Origin of the sequence: Pseudomonas sp. SWRI81, from assembly GCF_014268545.1 — a bacterium.
Taxonomy (GTDB): domain Bacteria; phylum Pseudomonadota; class Gammaproteobacteria; order Pseudomonadales; family Pseudomonadaceae; genus Aquipseudomonas; species Aquipseudomonas hamedanensis.
Window position 1 is genome coordinate 44,599 of sequence record NZ_JABWQS010000001.1, and the last position, 17,942, is coordinate 62,540.

General features: G+C 56.3%; 14 protein-coding genes and 1 pseudogene. 4 read left to right on the top strand and 11 right to left on the bottom strand.

Annotated elements, in window-relative coordinates; genetic code table 11:
- Positions 1–77: 77 nt before the first annotated feature.
- The 4 genes from HU765_RS00185 to HU765_RS00200 all read right to left on the bottom strand — a co-directional run bounded on the left by HU765_RS00185 (position 78) and on the right by HU765_RS00200 (position 6,119).
- On the bottom strand, positions 78–926 hold the full coding sequence (locus HU765_RS00185; RefSeq protein WP_186618608.1) for a hypothetical protein: 849 nt from the start codon (positions 924–926) through the stop codon (positions 78–80).
- 562 nt (positions 927–1,488) lie between these two features.
- Positions 1,489–3,444, bottom strand: coding sequence for a DUF262 domain-containing protein (locus HU765_RS00190; RefSeq protein ID WP_186618609.1), 1,956 nt, complete (start codon positions 3,442–3,444; stop codon positions 1,489–1,491).
- The gene (locus HU765_RS00195) at positions 3,441–4,916 is read right to left on the bottom strand and encodes a DUF262 domain-containing protein (protein WP_186618610.1); all 1,476 of its coding nucleotides are present in this window, start codon (positions 4,914–4,916) and stop codon (positions 3,441–3,443) included. Before HU765_RS00195 ends, HU765_RS00190 begins: the two co-directional genes overlap by 4 nt.
- A gap of 330 nt (positions 4,917–5,246) precedes the next feature.
- Complete coding sequence (locus HU765_RS00200; protein ID WP_186618611.1) at positions 5,247–6,119, bottom strand: WYL domain-containing protein; 873 nt, start codon at positions 6,117–6,119, stop codon at positions 5,247–5,249.
- 119 nt (positions 6,120–6,238) lie between these two features.
- Between HU765_RS00200 and HU765_RS00205 the strand changes: the two genes are divergently transcribed.
- Both HU765_RS00205 and HU765_RS00210 read left to right on the top strand, forming a co-directional pair.
- Positions 6,239–6,496 carry a hypothetical protein gene (locus tag HU765_RS00205; RefSeq protein WP_186618612.1) on the top strand — a complete coding sequence of 86 codons (258 nt, stop codon included), beginning with the start codon at positions 6,239–6,241 and terminating at the stop codon, positions 6,494–6,496.
- Between the two features lie 10 nt (positions 6,497–6,506).
- Positions 6,507–7,559 carry an ADP-ribosylglycohydrolase family protein gene (locus HU765_RS00210; RefSeq protein ID WP_186618613.1) on the top strand — a complete coding sequence of 351 codons (1,053 nt, stop codon included), beginning with the start codon at positions 6,507–6,509 and terminating at the stop codon, positions 7,557–7,559.
- 421 nt (positions 7,560–7,980) lie between these two features.
- On the opposite strand, the gene HU765_RS00215 is transcribed toward HU765_RS00210, so the two are convergent.
- The 7 genes from HU765_RS00215 to HU765_RS00245 form a co-directional block, all read right to left on the bottom strand.
- Entirely contained in the window at positions 7,981–8,877 is an 897-nt protein-coding gene (locus HU765_RS00215) for a hypothetical protein (protein WP_186618614.1), read from the bottom strand.
- A complete protein-coding gene (locus HU765_RS00220) occupies positions 8,877–9,617 on the bottom strand; it encodes a DUF3944 domain-containing protein (protein WP_186618777.1) in 741 nt (246 codons plus the stop codon). Before HU765_RS00220 ends, HU765_RS00215 begins: the two co-directional genes overlap by 1 nt.
- A 44-nt stretch (positions 9,618–9,661) precedes the next feature.
- Positions 9,662–10,306 (bottom strand): OmpA family protein, encoded by a 645-nt coding sequence (locus HU765_RS00225; protein ID WP_186618615.1) that lies wholly within the window; start codon positions 10,304–10,306, stop codon positions 9,662–9,664.
- A gap of 12 nt (positions 10,307–10,318) precedes the next feature.
- On the bottom strand, positions 10,319–12,559 hold the full coding sequence (locus HU765_RS00230; protein ID WP_186618616.1) for a hypothetical protein: 2,241 nt from the start codon (positions 12,557–12,559) through the stop codon (positions 10,319–10,321).
- Positions 12,556–13,827: a hypothetical protein gene (locus HU765_RS00235; protein WP_186618617.1), complete on the bottom strand. Its 1,272-nt coding sequence runs from the start codon at positions 13,825–13,827 to the stop codon at positions 12,556–12,558. The genes HU765_RS00230 and HU765_RS00235 overlap by 4 nt, the downstream gene beginning before the upstream one ends.
- Positions 13,828–13,847: 20 nt before the next feature.
- A complete protein-coding gene (locus HU765_RS00240) occupies positions 13,848–14,792 on the bottom strand; it encodes an ATP-binding protein (RefSeq protein WP_186618618.1) in 945 nt (314 codons plus the stop codon).
- A gap of 919 nt (positions 14,793–15,711) precedes the next feature.
- On the bottom strand, positions 15,712–16,386 hold the full coding sequence (locus HU765_RS00245) for a hypothetical protein (RefSeq protein ID WP_186618619.1): 675 nt from the start codon (positions 16,384–16,386) through the stop codon (positions 15,712–15,714).
- 364 nt (positions 16,387–16,750) lie between these two features.
- On the opposite strand from HU765_RS00245, the pseudogene HU765_RS26735 reads away from it, so the two are divergent.
- A pseudogene (locus tag HU765_RS26735) lies at positions 16,751–17,012 on the top strand (hypothetical protein); the annotation flags it as partial.
- A gap of 85 nt (positions 17,013–17,097) precedes the next feature.
- A complete protein-coding gene (locus HU765_RS00250) occupies positions 17,098–17,706 on the top strand; it encodes a hypothetical protein (protein WP_186618620.1) in 609 nt (202 codons plus the stop codon).
- Positions 17,707–17,942 lie beyond the last annotated feature (236 nt).

Here is a 17,942-nt window from a genome sequence, read left to right on the forward strand (position 1 = left end):
AGTGAAGAAAAAATCATCTCGCTTCAGCCTGTTTAATAGGCGTCCCGACAGTTTTTCTTCAACTCGTCATGAAAATATCAGCGCCCATACAGCACCGTATTCATCAACGCATTGACCTGATTTGGCATCGTGTGGATGAACCAGTCGAAAGCGAGACCCGAGGCGAGCAGGTACGCGAGAACCAGCAAGATCGGCATGAAGATGATGTTTTTGCGCAGATTGGCGTACTTACGGGTTTTTCTGGAAAGCCATGGTTCGTGAGTGCCATTATTATTGGCATGAGCACCCGCAACGATGAAGTAGGTTGAAAAAAGCATCATGCGAAGGCTGGTGTAGATGAACAGCATTACGCCTGCCAAGTGCAGCAAAAACCAGTGCATGTCTAGCAAGACGAAATATTTTTTTATCCCCGTCAGGCCCTGCTCATTGATGATCTGCTGGCTGTACTGAAAGTTTTGTGGCGCCAGAGTAGGCGTAAAGGCTTCGTCGGTGATGAAGGTGGCGGCCACGCAGAATGCCAAGGAAAAAAACAGCGCAACGACCCACTGACTGCCCGCGAAGAAGCCCCGGTAAAGGCTATGCAGCGCTCCTCCAGCCCACAGTGAAATAGTGAACAGCGTGATCCAGGAAAGCAGGTTGAGTATTTCAACCCTGAAAAACAGATAAATGAGCCCGGCAACCACCATCATCATCCAGATGACCGGGGTCATATCTTGGTTTGTGCTGGCGGCGTTCACGCCCGGCGGCGGATTTACCACCGTGTTGAAGGTCAGGTTTACAGAGTGGCCTGGCTGATTGGCGGATTGTGGTGCGCTGCCTTTCAGGAATCGATCCAGAATGGCGCCCAGAAACAGGCCGAGGATAGTGAAGAAAAGCGATATGTAGATATCGACTTCCTTGGATTGAATTGTTTCGATGAAGCTCATGTTTTGTCGCCTTCCTTGTGCAGGTTGAGTATCCCATGTGCCAACCGGTTTTCTCTGCGAGGCATCCAGCCAGCCGCGGGATGGTAAAGGGATGGCTGTGGTTTGGCTATCTCCGGGATTTTTTCGGGCCTGTGTTGGCTGATCCTTGGGGGCACGACGCTTGTGGATGGGTATGGCCGTTCTGGTCAGGGAATAGGGTGTTGCGGTTCCGAAGGGCAGGTGCGACGAAGCCCGCACTTGGCGGGCTTCGTCGTTGAGAGTTGGGCCGGGGTAATTTGAAGTCGCTCAGTAAGATATTGATTTATAACATTAATATCTGTTTTTATTTTTAGTTGGAATACCAATTGGAATACTGCACTCCACTTGACCACCCATTTGCTTCGATCTGACCACCGATTGCATCGGAGTTGACCAGCATGCTTCGTAATCATGATAGGCAGAGAACTGCCCGAAGCGGACATCCCTGTGGCAAGCTTAGTGTGAGATTACGTCGTCTATATCACGAACTTCGCCCAGTCCCTCCCCAGTGATGCGTTCGGTCATGTGGGACCGGGCGCAGTCTTTAGGTCCCCGTCGCGTCATAGTGCTCCTTGATCAGCACTAACATCTGCGCCTGGTGCCGGTTGATAGCAGGCGCATCCCATTCCATCTCGGCTTTGCCACTGAAGATGTGAGCAAGTTTGAGCGAGTCGTAACGGGGCTTGCCCTTGAAGTCTTCTCGCTTCTTACCGACGCGCTGGTTGCTATAGGACGAGTTTTCGCCAGGACTCAGCAGCACCAGGTTGCCAAAGCTGTCGAGGTGAACCTTAGCCAACTCAACGCCAAACTCCTCCCGCTGGGGATGGACATGCTCCACAGAGTTCTTCGAGGTGATTCGGTAGGCCGCCAGCTTGGACGCGTCAAAGAAACCGAAGCGGCTGCGCTCTCGCCAGAGAATGTATTCCAGTTTCTGGAACCAGTAATGTTCGAAGCGAGTGCCGTTGGGCTCGTTCAAGTCATCGATAACTGTGTCGATGCCCCGCATGGCGAAGTCGTGACCGGCCAACAGCGCAAAACTGGCTTCCTTCTGACTGTCTTCGGCCAGCGACAGTTGATTGTCAATGCGCTCCAGCAGCGCCACGACCTGCGCTTGCGTCTTTGCCTCGCCAGCCACCAACGCCCCGAGAAACGGCGTCAACCAATACTGCGCGCTTCGCTCGCCGGTGAAGTTTCGCACACTCTGCAACTGGCTCAGGTCGCTGCTTTCCAGCCGGGTGCGGACAAGCCGCCAGCCGTTGTCGGAGCGGCTTCGGCTGACGCTGGTTTGACGCAGATTCCATACCTGGCTGTCAGCCTCCGGCAGCCATTTTACTACCCACAGGTCGAACTGATAACGCACCGCCCACAGGCATTCGATGAAGGTCTTAGCCTGTCTTTCGGTGGCGTGGGCGATGAAGTCGGCAAAGTAGTCGTTGAGCCGACTGTCATGCAGGCGCACCTCGACATCGTCCTGGCTGTGCTCCTTGAGATAGATGCGGTAGGCGTGCATCAGCAGGAGGCCAAAACTGATAATCGGGCGACAATAACGTACGGGCTCTTGCCGTGCTTTGGACTCGTCCGATTCGACCACTGACAGTTTGGCTAACTGTGCAATAGTCTTACCCTGCACATCCCCGGCGGGGACGCGTTTGAGAGGGAAGGTCGTCACACAATGCCTGGCCAGGTCATCCTGTTTCAGGCGTTTCCAATCCGCATCCGGAAAGACCTTGCGCAGATTGCGCTCGAAGAAATCTTCCATGTTCTCACAGGACTGCCAGATAGCATCGAAGCGCAGCTTCTGCGTCTCGATCACAGCCAGCAGACGGGACTTGAGAATGTCACTGTGCTCCAACTGCACGCCGCTGTTATTCATGGTCGAAAACAGTCGGTTCAGGTCCATGCCCGGGGGCATGATGTTGTTCACCCATCGCACCTTCGCATACAGGTACTCGGCCACCTCGGCCAGATACGTCTCCCCCCGCTGGCTGCGCAAAGCGCCCAACCGATCGGCAAGCGCCTTGCGGGCAGCGGACAAGTGCTTGATGTAAGCTTCGTCCGACTCAGAGGCCCTGCCCGTATTTTCCTCGGCATCAAGCCCGGCCCACGCCGCAAACAGTCGCTGCACTTCGTCACGAATGGCAAAGGTCAGCCGGGGCTGCTTGTTCCATACGATGAACTTCGCCAGGGCGTTGTCGGGCACCACCGCCGTCAGCGCGAGGGCAAGCAGCATCAAGGTGGTCATGCGCTGCTGACCGTCGATCACTTCATAGAGAGTATGGGGGTGTCCTGAGTCGCGTGGGGTGACGGCGGACGTCAATACCGTGCCGATATAGTAATGCGGCGCGTCGGTGTCGCAGGCCACCATGATCTGCTCCAACAGACCGACAACATCCTCGCTCGGCCAGACATAAGGACGTTGGTAGCTGGGGACGACCAGGGTAATCTCTGCAGCGCACAACAAGGCTGGCGCCTGGACATAGGAACGGACACTGGTACTCATTGCACACCTTCCTGGCTGGAGGAGAGTTTCTCGAGCATGCGGTTGATGACATGCTTGAGTTCACCATCAAAGTCCGTCTGAAGCGCTTCGCCCGGCTTGCTCGATCCCATCGAAAAGTACGCCTGCACAGTACGCACGAACCGGTACTTCACACTATTCTCATCCAGTCGCTCGGCAATGGAATAACTGAACCTCTGCAAGATTTCGATCAGCTCGTCATGGGTGTAGCTGTAGGCGATCCAGTCCAACACCGGATTGTGCTTGGCAAAGCTCTGCGCTGTGCTTTCACGCACGGCCTTTTCATTGCTCAACCGCGGCGAGAAAATCACCCTGAACAACCAGCACGCCGCCTCCAACAGCCCTTGTCGACCAAACTGGCTGACATACAGCAACACCGCACAGTCAAATAGCTTGCGTAAAAATTCGCTTCCGTTGGCCTTAACCACCAACTCGTCGTACAGCTGATGAAAAGACGCAAGGCTGTTGTCATCACGCCTGATCAATACCGTCCGACGCAGTTCATGGAAATAATCGAAGTAGTGAATGGCATTGGTACCGGCATTGATTGGCTGACGCATCGCATATCCACTGTCCACCTGCAAAGCCTGGCCCTGGCCAAAATGGCTGACCCGCGCGGTGCGATACGCCATATCTAGGCCCTGCCCGGTGCGCTCGGCCAACTCCGCGACGATCTCCTCACGCATCTGCAGTGGCTGGCGGTGGCTCGAGAGACTGCGCCACTTCAGGTGTTGCCAGTGACGCGCCTTCATCAACGCATCCATCGTGTCGTCCAGCTTGCCCCAGGCCTCCCAGCGCCGCGCGTGCTTGTCCTGCTCTTGCCGCGACACCCCGCGCAAGTGATGTGCCTTGAGGATCGCTGGGCCGTCCAGTCGGACCCCGCCGGTGTTCTGCGTCTCGAAAAAGCGGTAGGCGTCATCTTCACTGCGGGTGACGACCAAGGTGATGTTCATCCGCGAGAAGTCCACCGATGGCAACGGCTGTTGCTCAAGCCAGCGCAGATTGCCCAGGGCGCGGGTCTGGGACTCTGGAGAGGCCAATTCGATGCCTTGGGCGAGATCTCGTTGCTTCAGCACATGTGCCAGCAATGCCAGGGTAATCAGGCGCTGCTGGCCATCTATGATGTTCAAGACGTCGGTGCGCATTCTTGTCGGGCGCGATTGGTGGACGATGATGCTACCCAGGTAGAAGTCGTGCTCAGGCGGTGTTGCACCGGTAGGCGGTGAGAAGTATTCGGTGAGATCGTTCAGTAGGCGTTGCAGATGTTTGATCTGCCAGCGGTAAGGGCGCTGGTATTCGGGGATGGTCAACCGGCCTTCTATGTGGCGGTCGTCGCTGCCGCGGATCGACTGGCCGCCTAGCAAGGCGGCAACGGAGGTGCTGGCTACGACGATATCGGGGGTGACGAGGCCGCTTAGCAGCGTTTGAACTTCGTCCTTGATCGGCTGCGTCATGTGTAGCGTTTTTCCTGGAGTTGGCGGAACCTGCGGGAGGGGTGGAATGACAAGTCTCATCCCAAGTGATGGCTTGATGATGTCAGTGAGGCGAGGTGGAAACAAGCAGGCGATGCACGCAGGGGGACGCAGCCATCAAGGGCCACCAAACGTCGACAACATTTTCCGGGACCGTGCTGCCTCTGACTTTTTGAAAAACAATGATTTAGGTGTTTTGAAAAACGTTCTGATCCCCCATTTGTTCCCCCACTTTTTTGTGGTTTCTTGCACGGCATTTGAGCGGTTTTTTTCGTCGCTCAGCCCACAGCGTCCTCGTTGGGGGATTTCTGCTCAGCTGTATAACCAAGGCTCCAACTCAGTCAGGTTTTTCACGACAATCTGCTGGGCTTCAGGTCGAGGCTCCATTTTTGTAGGATCGATCTGATATCGCTGCAATACATATTTTACCAGCGCCCTGCGGGTCGGAATCAGCAATTGGCCATTCAGCATCCCAAAATCAGCTTCGATGATTGCCTTCTGTGCCGGAGTCAATCGGGAGTCGGGCTCTATGATCACTGTTACTTCAGTATTCCAAACCTCATCCTCATCAATCCCGTTTTCGGACTTCCCGTCCAGTGCTGGTTCGCCGCGCAATCGGCTAAGCACAAAATCGCGATACTGGCGGTTCTTCTCGCAGTAGGCGCGTACGTGCCAACGCATACCGGTATAGACCAAGGTATGCGGCGCGATGAGCCGGCCTTCTGGAATGGGGCTATTCAGAGATACATAGTCGACCTCCAGGCACAGGTGGTCACGGCAAGCCTTGAGAAGCGGTCGAAGAATCTCGGCCTTGATTGAGCGGTCCGGCACCTCCAGCACCTTGGTGTGGGCATAGGCCAGGGCCAAACCTTCGATGTGCGGAGCTCGCTCGTTGTTCTGATAAAGCAGGTGCAGATAGGCGCTGGCGCTGTCGTCGATGAACAGCGGTTTGAACAGTTTGCTCGGCACATAGCCCTTGAGCTGCTTGTCATATGTCAAGTTTCGGGGCGCATGTTCGGTGATGTAGGTATTGATGTCTTTGGACGCCTGCTGACGGCTGATGCCGAAGCTCTGGATCAAGTGTCCCGTGGTCAGCCGGCCCTCCCACCAGACAACGGTCTCAATCAAACGATAGCGAAGTGCCAGATCCCAGCGGACTTGTTCGATGGACTGCTTGCGTTTCATAACCTCTCCATGTGCGTGAATACTTTACCTGTATAAGTCTACATTCTAGACCTGTCGTAAATCACTACATATCTTATGTCTGTCTTCGAAATGAATCGAATTCACGAAAGGAAGTGGACATGAGTATGTCGGAAGCGGTTTCGACAGCGGCATTGGTGATGATGGGGGTAATCCTGCTGGTGCTTCTGCTGCAGTACCTGAGGTTGCGTGAACTCTGGCAAATGACTCTTGCCTGTCGAAAGGATGCGCGCTGGGCACGGATTTGGGAGATGGAGATCCGGGAGCTGCGCTCGGCGCTGCGCGCTGAGAAAGCGCACATCGAGCAGTTGCAAAGAAAGCTGGTGATTTTGCAGGAATTGATTCCGGCAGAGGGATAAGGGAAAGGGCATGAACAGACTTGAACGGATCAAAGGCTGCCTGCTGGGTGGCGCCGTCGGCGATGCGCTAGGCGCACCAGTGGAGTTTCTAGAGTGGTCTGCAATCGAAGCTAAGTTCGGTCCACAGGGAATCATCGATTTTGCCCCGGCTTACGGTATCACCGGTGCCATCACCGACGACACGCAGATGATGCTTTTCACTGCAGAAGGTTTGCTGCGGGCATATGTGCGCGGCAGTTCACGAGGGACTTGCCACGTCCCCAGCATTATTCATCATGCCTTGCTGCGCTGGCTGGTGACCCAGGATTACCCTACGGCGATACCGGTGAGTAGGGATGGGTGGCTGATCGGGCAACTGGCGCTCTGGGCTCGCCGCGCCCCTGGTACTACCAGCCTCGGTGCACTCAAGGCCAGTCCGCGGCTGGGCGCTGTTGCCGAGAACAACAGCAAAGGTTGTGGCGCCTTAATGCGCGTTGCGCCCTGCGCATTCTTTGCTAACGCCTTTGACTACGCTGCCCAGTCAGGGCGCCTGACCCACGGGCACCCTACGGGCTACCTGGCGGCTGGGCTGTTCGCAGATATTCTCCAGCGCATTGTCGATCGGCAAGACAGCCTAGAGCACGCAGTCACTCAAAGCATGGCCAATTATGGGCAAAAGCCCGGTATGGAAGAAACCCACAGCCTCATCGAGCGCGTGCTGTTCTTCTTTTACGAAGGCTACCAGCCCACCCCACAACGCATTGGCGAACTCGGTGGTGGTTGGGTCGCCGAAGAAGCCCTGGCCATCGGTCTATGGTGCGCGTTGTTTGCGGACTCATTGGAAAGCGGCGTCATCACGTCCGTAAACCACGGCGGCGACAGCGATAGCACCGGCCTGATAGCAGGCCACCTGCTCGGCGCCCAATACGGCGCTGCCGCTATCCCGGCGCGCTGGCTCATCCAGTTGGAACTGCGTGAGGTGATCGAGCAAATGGCCGACGATATTGACCGTGTTCCGCGTGAGTACTGTGGGGTTGGCGGGGAGTTTGATGAGCAGATCGAGCGGGCGTATCCCGGCTATTGAAACAACTTCAGGAGAACAGTGATGCCGATGCCACCGAGGCCTTTTACCTTTGTATGTGACAACTGTGGTTGGAAGCAAACCGTGGTGCCTCTGAGCGATGCACTGCGGCCTGGGGAGTGGTTTGAGCGCTGCCCGAAGTGTGGGAGCAAGGAATTGAGGATGCGGGCGGCAGGGTGGTTGGATAAAGTGGTGGCGGAGTTTTTGCGGCGGTGTTGATGGCTGTAAGTAAGGGCAGCAATTACACCTCGCGAGCGGACGTAGCGTTTACGCTGGTCTATGACTTGGTAAACGGCATTGTGAGGCCCTGAGTCTGATCAGCTGAGCACCTCAGAAGTGGGCTTACATCCCAGTTGAAGATCCGGGTCTGATCGCTTGCATGCAAGCTGTAACAAGCGATCAGGCTTCAGCTCTGGACTGGGACTCAGGCCGCTTCCAGAATAGCCATACGACCATTGGGCAGGGACAGCAGCAGCCGGTTTTCTTCCGAGTGGATCAGTTGTTTGGCTTTGTGTTCGATGCGATGGAATATTTCGGCCTTTTCGCCGATGCTGCCGCGGATCAGGCTGCGGTGTTGTTCGTTTAGGAAGTTTTTGTAGAGATTCATGGCCCCTTGGTAGCGCTCGGCGCCGTCCTCCAGGATTTGCTGGGCCAATTGTGGTTTGCCGACGCGGGCGGCCAGCAGGTATTCGGTGTGCATTCCCAGGGGCATGATTTCCAGCATCATGTGGGCGAAGTTGACTACCAGTTCATAATGCTTGTTGGTCAGTTCGTTGCTGTTATGCGCAAGGTTGAGGATATTGTCGATGAACGACAGCGCGTGATTGCGCTTGGCTGCTGCGGTGGCTAGCAGTGGGTAGGCCACTTCCCTGATCTCATGGGCCAGGCTGCGGTCCTTCAGCAGGGTGCGGGCGACTTCTATCCCGCCGATGTAGTCGGTGACTTTGTCCATGTAATAGACAATATTCTGGGCGTGCAGGTCTTTGGCGATTTCGTCTACGGTGTTCTGGATCTTGTCGAGTTTGGCGGCCAGATATTTGGTCTGGATGATCAACGCGCCGAGGATCACGCAAGTGGAAGCGGCTGCGGCCATGACGGTGGTCATTTGTGCAGCTTTGATCGCTTCTTCGGCGGACTTGATCATTGTTTCCTTGAACGGCAAGTGTTGAATGATCCCTGTCTCACCGCTGCCTGCTTTCCAGTAGGCAACGCCGTCATGAATGACGGCTTTACCCTGAGCCAGGGCGTCGAGCAGCTTTTTGGAGAAGGCGGCTTCATCGAGAACCCAGATTTTCTGCAGTAGATCGGCGGCGGCTTGCATCAGAAACGGTCCTCTTTTTCGTATTTGCGACGCATGTAGGCGATCTGGATGACCGCTGGAATCGTAACCCGGTAGGCGGTGCCGCTCAGCAACGGTATGGTCACAGCGATAGCCGCGACTGGCCCGGCGAAGGCTGCTACGGCGCGTCCGCCAATCAGAGCAGCGGCGCCACCTGCACCCATGACCAAGGCATTGCCGAAGTACTGGCGGGCGGAATTGGCGAGCCAGGCAGACCATTCGAAGGACCCTATGCCGCCTGAGCTGATAGCTTTGATGATTGCGGCCAGAGGCATGGATTCAATGGCGCCAGGAATATTCATCGATTCCATGGCCTTGCGTTTTTCGGCGTCAGACATGCTGTCCCAAGACTGCTCGACCAGGCGCTCGATCAACTTGTTTTCGATGTCATAGGCAGACGCTTTGCTGTCGTACTTGGCTTTTGCCTTGTCGCAGACGTCGCAAAGCATTTCCTTGTACAGCACGCCTTGGCGGCGAAACAAGTTAACGATCGAGTCGCCACCGAAATGCTGCAGTTCACCGGCCACCAGTTTCCAGCACTGGCGCCACTGGTCCGGCTGGCCCTCCAGTTTTTTGAATTGCTCATCGTTAGCGATCTCGCTGGCAACCCGCTTTTCGCCATCGTTATCGAGCATCAGGTACTTGGCCAACTGGCAGATGTCTGCCTCCGTGCAGTACTGGAGGAACGCCAGATCGTCATCTTGTCTGTAGGTGATACCCATTACTGGAATCCTTTATTTGTGGAGAAAAGTATGGCGAACCAGGTCTAGCGATCTTCCTGTATCACCCAACGCACTTCGATGCGCCGTTGCTGGGCATCCTCTGGTGCGATACCAGGGATAGGCTGGGAGTCGCCGTAACCGGCCACCACGACGCGCTTGGCGCTGGCCGTATCAAGGTCGCCGATGATCAGCTTGCGGGCCTCGCGTGCGCGAGCGGCGGAAAGTGTGAAGTTGTCGTCGTATACCGTGCAGAACGCTTCGAAGTTGGTGACTGGGCGCGATACCGGCAGGTTGTCGGTGTGCCCCTCGACATACACTTTGCCGTTGCTGAACGTGGCCAGGAAATCGGCGATGCGCGCTTCGATGCTGACGAATGCCTGCTTGGCCTGGTCAGTCACGCAGGCGCTGCCGCGGCCGAAAATACCGTCGCGCAGGGTCATCTTCTGGGCGTTGACATCCAGTACCACCAGCCCGTCGTTCTCACTGGTCTCGAGCGAGGCTTTGAGCTGGCTGAGGATTACGCCGACCTTTTCGCGCTGTGAGGTGCTGCTCTTTTCCATCTCCTGTTTGTGCTTGAGGTCGGAGTAGGTCTTCTGCAGCACCGACATCACCAACAGCAGCATGACCACGGCCATAACCCCGGCCATCAGGTCGGCGATGGAGACCCATTCATTTGGTTTGTCTTTCATGGAGGGCTACCTTCACGCCTCTTCGGCATCGAGACTCAACTGCTCGAGACGGGTGTCGAGGTATTCAAGCCGCTCGACGATCCGCTCCAGTGGGCCCTGTAATTGGCTAATGGCTTGCAACTGGCGCTCGTCATCGGCTGCAGACTTTAGCGCTAGCATGTGCTCGTCGAGGCGCTGCAAGCTGTGCCCGATCATATCTACCCTGCCGGCGACGGCGTCCATGACCGGTTGCAAGGGGCTGGAGTGCTGAAGGTTCTGCAGTTCGGCGACCAGTTCTTCGATAGCTACGGCGCTGCGGGCAGCCTTTTCTGTTACTTCCTTGAATTGAGAGTCGACGGCGATCATGCGCCGGCCACTTTCTGACACGGCCTTGAGGCCCGAGACGATGCGTTCGCGCAGGTCCTCGACAAGGCCTGTCATGCCTCCTATGTTCATGTTCAGGTTTTGGCTGGTCGCCAGGAATTCGATTTGGGCTTTCTTCTGGATCTCCATCGAGTCTTCGTTGGACTTTTTCATCTTATCCATCGTCTGGCTGACGCTGCTGGACAGATCGGTGACGGCCGTTGAAATACCGTCGGTGGCGTTGGCCATGGTCGCGGACATAGTGGCCATGTTGTCTGTGAAGCTGTTGCCCATCTGGTCGATGGTAGTACCCAGATCCTGCTTGATGCTGCCCAGCACATCAGCCACACCGTCCTTGAAACCACTGATGACCGACTGCAACTCACCAGCGGACTGCCCAACATCGCTGGCGGCGCTGGCCATCTGCGTGGCAGCTTCGGAGATTGCACTCAGGTTGCTGAGACTGGCTTCGACTTGCTCCAGGCTTTTTTGCGCAGTGCGGGTGGCCTTGAGTTGTAGCTGCTGTCCTTCGTTGCTCTGCTGCAGAGCGCTTGCGGAGTCGCGCAGCGTATCGAGGGCCAGCTCACTGCTGCTCTTGAGGGCTTGCACCTCGGGTACCAGAGCTTGCTGCAGCTCTTGAAGGGCGGAGTGGGTTGCGCCCAAAGTGACGCCGTGTTGCTGCAGGTTGCTGACAGTTTCGTTCAGTGCATCGCGAGCCTGGGCATTGCTGGCGTTGAGGCTCTGCACTTCGGGTACCAGAGCTTGCTGCAGCTCTTGAAGGGCGGAGTGGGTCGCGCTCAGAGTGAGGCCGTGTTGCTGCAGGTTGCTGACGGTTTCCTGCAGTGCATCGCGGGCCAGGGCATTGCTGGCATTGAGGGTCTGCACCTCGGGTACCAGAGCTTGCTGCAATTCCTGAACGGCAGTGTGGGTCGCGCCCAAAGTGAGGCCGTGTTGCTGCAGGTTACTGACAGTTTCTTTCAGTGCATCGCGGGCCTGGGCATTGCTCGCGTTGAGGCTGCGCACCTCGGGTATCAACGCTTGCTGCAGCTCTTGAATGGCGGAGTGGGTCGCGCTCAGAGTGAGGCCGTGTTGCTGCAGGTTATTGACGGTTTCCAGCAGAGTATCGCGGGCCTGCTCATGGCTGGTGTTTAGGGTGCGAACTTCTGGCACCAAGGCTTGTTGCAAGTCTTGAACGGCCTTGTGGGTCGCCACTAAGGTGATACCGGCATGCTTATTCAGCTTGCATTGGGTGTCGAGTAAGGCGTGCTGGGCTTGCCATTGGTTGACCAGCGTCTGGTCAATTCTGCCCAAGGCCTCGATCAGTGCATGTTGGGTTTGCTGACGCTCCTGCAACTGTGCCTGGCGGCTATATTCGAAGGCGGCTTTCATCTTGCCGACACACCAGCGCAGCCGTCGCTCCTCGTAGCCATTGTGCGCGGACCAGGCCTTGATCAACAGAAAAGCCATGATGCCCCACGTCGAAGTTTTGAACTTGGTGCCCAGGCCTTCCATCATGCCCATCAGGTTGGCCATGGCATTGTCCATGCCGCCACCAGCGTTGGCTTCGAGCAGGATGGTTGAGGCCTTGTTCAAGGCGATACCCAGGCCGAGGAAGGTGCCGAGCAAACCTAGAATCAGCAGAATGCCTGGCATGATGTCAGCGAGTTTTTCGCCGGTGCTGGCGACGGCCGCACTGATTTCATTGACTGAGCCATGTTCGACATCCAGGTTATCTGCGTGGTCGCCGATCTGGCCGTTACCATTCCACTTTTTTTCCCAGGACGCCGGCGTTGCACCACGCCATACACCGATCAGGGTAGCGGCGATCAGGATCAGGAAAACGCTACCAAAAACCAACTGGATGGGGTCGTTTCCCGGTATTAGAAAGGCGAGGATTTCTTCGGGATTCACACGGCCACCTCGACCAGCTTGGCCGCTCGGGCGCGACTGGCTTCTTCATAGATGTTGGCGAAGTCGATAATCAGGAATTGCTCGGATTCGCTGAGTTCCTCCCATTGTTTGCCGTGCTGAGCACACTCGATGATGATCATGCCGGCGGCGCTGCTGTCTTCGAGCAGGTACTCCTTGTCGGCGAAGTCCTCGGGATTTTTCTCCAGCATTTGCAGGAAACCTTCAGCGGCAAAAACGTAGCTGCGCATTTCATTGGTGCGCTTGCGCTTGCTGTCCATCTGGGCTTTGAAGGCTGGGACTTTAACTTGAAGGTCAGCCAGTATTGCAGCTTCTTCGGTATCCAATTCAGACAGGCGCTGGCCGATTTCTAGGCGGCGCAGCAGTATCTGATCCTTGGAGATGGCTTGGTTCTCGGCTTTCCATTCATTTTCCATGGTGTCAAGGTTGCAGCCCCAGGCCATGATCATTTCTTCAAACACGAACGGGATCAGCTTCTGCTGGAAGCGCGCGTAAACGACGTCGTCCAGGTGTTGTGTGTCGGCATCGCTGATGGTCGGGACTTTCTTCAGCAGTTCAGCACCGATCTCCATCAGGAATAGGTCATCGGCGTTGATGGCATGGATGTCCTGGGCGAGCATCAGGCGTCTCTCGGTGTCCTTGAGCAACTTCTGCGCAGCGCGCAGGCGCAGATAGTGCTCGAAATCCTCGATATTGTTGTTCTCCATTACATGCGCAATACGAGTGGAGAGCTGGGCATAGCTGGTGATCAGGCTGGCCAGGTCAATCGCCTTCGCAGCATCGCCCCGCACTTCGTTGCGGGCCTCGCGCAGAGTTTCTTCGTGTTGCGCAGCGGTGGACATTTCCTCTTTATTGAGGTTGACGTTGTGCAGGTCTTTGGCTCTCTGGATGACCCAGTGGATAGCTGCATCGAGTTTTTTCGCCATAGAGGTCTTGTCCCAGGCCAATAAGGCATCCAGGGCTTTGTCGAAGGCGGTGATGGCGCCGGCGACCCAAGGAAAGGCAGGCAGCGCCATGGCCGTCCATTGGGCTGCTACCTTGAGGGCTGGCTGCACCACCTTGGCAATGTAGGGTTTGACTTTCTGCCAGACGCTTTTCACGGTGCCCACGAAGGTTTCGGCTTTTTCCGCCATCCAGCCGATCGCTTTGCCGGCAACCTCTTTGGTTTTTTCCCACGCCGACTTGGCTATATTGACTGTAGATGTGGCAAGACTGGTTATGCCGCCCCAAACTTTTGAAAGGAATCCCATATGCTTTGCTCGTTGTTGAGTTATTGAAGGCCTAGTAGGCTCTTGGCGCGCGCCACGTCCTGCTCGCTGTGTGTTCTATTGGAAGGCGGCGTCGACACCTGGTGGTGGCTGGCCAAAACTTCATCTATGGCGGCGTGCACATGTTCGGCGTGCAAGCACGGGAGTAGGCCGTGCTTCTCGGCGGCAAGAAGCGACTTGGGCAGGGCCAGGCGCATGCAGGTACGTATTTCCCGGCCGGACAGGCCGTCGGAACGCTGGCTAGCGCTTTCGATCAGTGCTTCACGTGGCTCGGCCAGCGGAATCTGCTCGACCAGGAAGCGCTCCCAGAGCTGTTGCCGGGCACCCAAGTCGGGCAGGCAGAATTCGACGTGATAGCCGATCCGGCTGCGAAAGGCTTCGTCGTAGTTCTTGGCGAAGTTGGTGGCGAACACCACGATGCCCTCGAAGCGCTCCAGCTCGATCAGCAAGGTCGAGCGCATGGCATTGACCTCGTTGTCCACCCCTTGGGTGACTGACGACAGGCGTTTGCCCAGCAACGTGTCGGCTTCGTCGAAGAACAACAACGCGCCGGTTTGCCGGGCCTGTTCGAACGTGGCTTGAATGTTTTTTGCCGTATCGCCCATGAACTTGCTTTCCAGCTCCGCAATACCCAAGGCCATGAACGGCAACCCCAACTGGCCGGCGAGGGCTTCAGCGCAAAGCGTCTTGCCAGTGCCGGGTGGGCCGTAGAAATTCAAGATGGCGGTCATGCCCATGGGGTCTACAGCGGCAAATCCCCAGTCTTGGTAGATCTTGGTGTGAAAACGCAGGCGTGCGAGGCACTCGTCCAGTTGCAGTCGGGTACGCGCAGGGAGCACCACATCCCGGGTGAGGTTGAAACGAGGTTCGCGCAATGGTGTTTTCGGCGCAGGGGGCGTCGCCTCCATTAAACGCCGATGGGCGCTGGAGGGGGGAGTCTCGGTCATAGGGGAGCCTGAAATGAACGGGGTAGGGTAACCGCCGGCAAATAGTGCCCGGTCTGCTCGACACCAGCAGTGGTGCTCGGGAAACAGGTACAGTAAGGCCGAAAGCCAACGTAGCGGATCCTTCGCTTTGACATGGTAACTGCCTTGTACTGCGGGCTTGGGGGATGATGTTAATTTGGACACGAGCCTACTACGAGGAGTGGCTATTTGCTACTTTCCGTTGGTCGGCTGCGCAAGGTCGGGGGCTGAGCCGCCATTCGGCGATCGCTTCGGTCACCTTTTTACCGTTCACTTAGGACTTTGCCCTCCTTGGAGTGTTTTAGTCGTTTGTGGGTTGGTATTAGAAGAGCTGACACTTTGTAGTACCCCATTCGGCGGGCTGGCGAAACGTTCTCGATGTTGACCGTCTCGCCGAAAGGGATTCATACAATGTCACTCCCTTACAGACTCATGGTAACAACCAGACTGTACTGGGGCGGGCGGTTCGACCTATACCTACTGATCCACATGCTTCAAGAATCGGTAGCACATACGTGATCACCATGGGCCCGGAACTACCACCAGGCTCTCTGCGTGCAGCCTGGCAAAGCGGACTTGCCAGCAAAGGGTCTTTATTGGACCCGATTGCGACCTGATTGGAATGCCCCTGATGTCCCTGAGTGAGCAGATAGTCCAGCGTCTGTTCAAATGCCTGCCGCGAAACACTGACAGTGCTGCTGTGTGTCGCTATGGTCACGTGAGTAGGGCTGACTGCCTGAACTTCAAAATCCGACCGGTTGGCAGGTGTATCTAAACGCTGGCCACTGAGGTTGGAAATTTGTGCCCAAAGTGCATTGGAAACTCGAGGAGTGGTCATCAATCTTGCTCCGGATAATTTTGAAAATACGCTTGTCGGCCGCTCGAAAAGTCCAGCCAAGCTCTACCGCTTCCCGATGCCCAATCCATTGGTAATCCGGCACTTGCTCGGTTCGACACCTCCCCAATGGTTGGACGGAAACGGCCCGGCATTGACCACCGTTCCATCGGCAGTTTGCACCTCCAGCACCGCATTCCACAGTGACACCCGAGGGGCTTCGAGGAATGGATCGAGGCAGAGCAGGTGGGTGACGTTGGTCTGGGACTTGGCACCCGCTACTTCTACCACCTGACCTTGATAGCCAACGACCAGCAACCAATGACCTTCGCCGCCCGGCCAGTCGACTCCGATGATGGTGGAGTAGCCATTGGTTACTGCTGCCACCAGCTCGGTCACCATAGAGCGAGTGTTGCCGCTGAATTTCTCAAGGCTGATCTGGTTGCGAAAGCAGTCGACTAGCCAGTCCAAGTCACATCCGTTGGTACCGTTATTGATCAGGCCGCCGAATTCGGCTAGGCGATTATGGAATTTGCCCAGCCGAGTGCGGCCGTCGTTCAGCCCCATGTAACTGGCCTCGAAGCGGCTGATGATGCCGTTGGCAACTAGCGCCATCAGAAGACTGTAAGGGCCGCAGGCGCCGTCAAGGTCGCCTTGACGAAAATGTACCTGCTCCCCGGCTTCGTTTACCGGGCCACAGGGAGACAGGGACAGTTGGGGCATTACGTTCATCACATTCATGGTGCGCAGCATCCGATGCAGTAGGTTGGTTCGTTCTCAATGCTTAACAGGGGCAGGGAATCAGGGCAGGTCACCGCGGTTAATGTTGGCCGCCTGGTTTCCCCAAGCGCTTCAATCATCGCCGTCTACAACCCCAGATTCGCCCGCTCCACCCCATCGGCAACTCCTTCGATACCGAAACTCCGATATCTTTGAAATCCGCCGCCGCTGGGCTTGCTGCGCCCATCCTCATACAAGCGTTCGTCGGGCCCGATGGGGGTAATCGATCAGTGAGGGCGGGTGCGACAAGGTGCGTCGTGGATTTGGCGATGGCATCGTGAATGTGAGCTGCCCGCAACGATGATGGCTAATTGCTTTGCCTCTGTCGAGAGTGCTGTATGGCTCGGTGCCGGACCTGGCGGGTGCCAGGAAGCATGAGCAGGCGTTTTCGCCGATCTACATCGGTACCATCAACGGCGGGGTGCTGGCGCTGGAGCTTGGCAGCCTAGGTGACGTCACGGGGATCCCTGCTACCGACGCTGCCCATGTCCTGGTTTGTGCAGCTGGTCCTGGATGCCGATGAGGCGCCAAGCTGGACGCAAACTACTGCCATTTTTAGCCTTTATGCAACCTGGAAGTTGGGATGAGCTGAGTGCCATCATGCAGCGCCCTATGGACTCGCCAAACTTCACCGGGCAAGCTTCGTGTTTTTGTGATGGCACGGAGATGGCAATGCCGAAAGAGATAGTATTCACCATCCGCCCACGCGGCCTTGTCAGTGCTCTGCTTGTATCGCCGTTAGTCGTCCTAGCCGCTTGGTGGATCTTCAATTGGCCTTGGGGAAATCCCAACGCGCCAGCATGGGTTCAGGCTGTGGGTTCTATCGCGGCCATACTGGCATCGGTGTGGATAGCAAATGCGAAGGATCGACGTGATGAGGAAAGGGCGCTGCGCGAAGTAGAGAAGGCAAAGGAGAAAATGACTTTTCTTCAAAATTCAATAAGCCATACCGCCCTATCCATGCACGACTTTGCTGTACGCCTGTTGGACTGCGTTCAGGGCTTGGGGGCGCTGACTAAAACAGTTGATTGGGGTCAGGTAAGGAGATCACTTGAAGGCTATTACGAGCAGCTGAATAAGCTGAGTGCATTGGATCTACCCAGCGACCAGCTGGCGAAAGCTTATCTGAGCTTGTGGGGAGCAGTTAGAGAAGCTCATGCCGAGATCAGCATTTCGATGAGTGACAGTCAGCACGAGAATTTGGTCCCTAATGCCATTTCTGGCTGCGAGCGAATCATTAAAGCTGCCAACTATTGGGCTGAGACCACGAAGCTCGATTAGCGCTGTGTATTTTCCAACCGCCTACGCGTGCATACGTGGAGAGTAAGACAAGCCGGCTTTCTGTGAGGTCGGTGATGCTGCCATGGGTGCCCCATAAGTGATACCAATTTGGAATGCGGCGCGTATCGACACCGGCGCTCCGTGAGGCGCGGGGCAGTGAGTGCTGGTCAAGTGCCATTATTCTTCGTTAAAGTTGAAATAATTTGTTTGCGCTTGTGCACATGATCGCTGCCAGA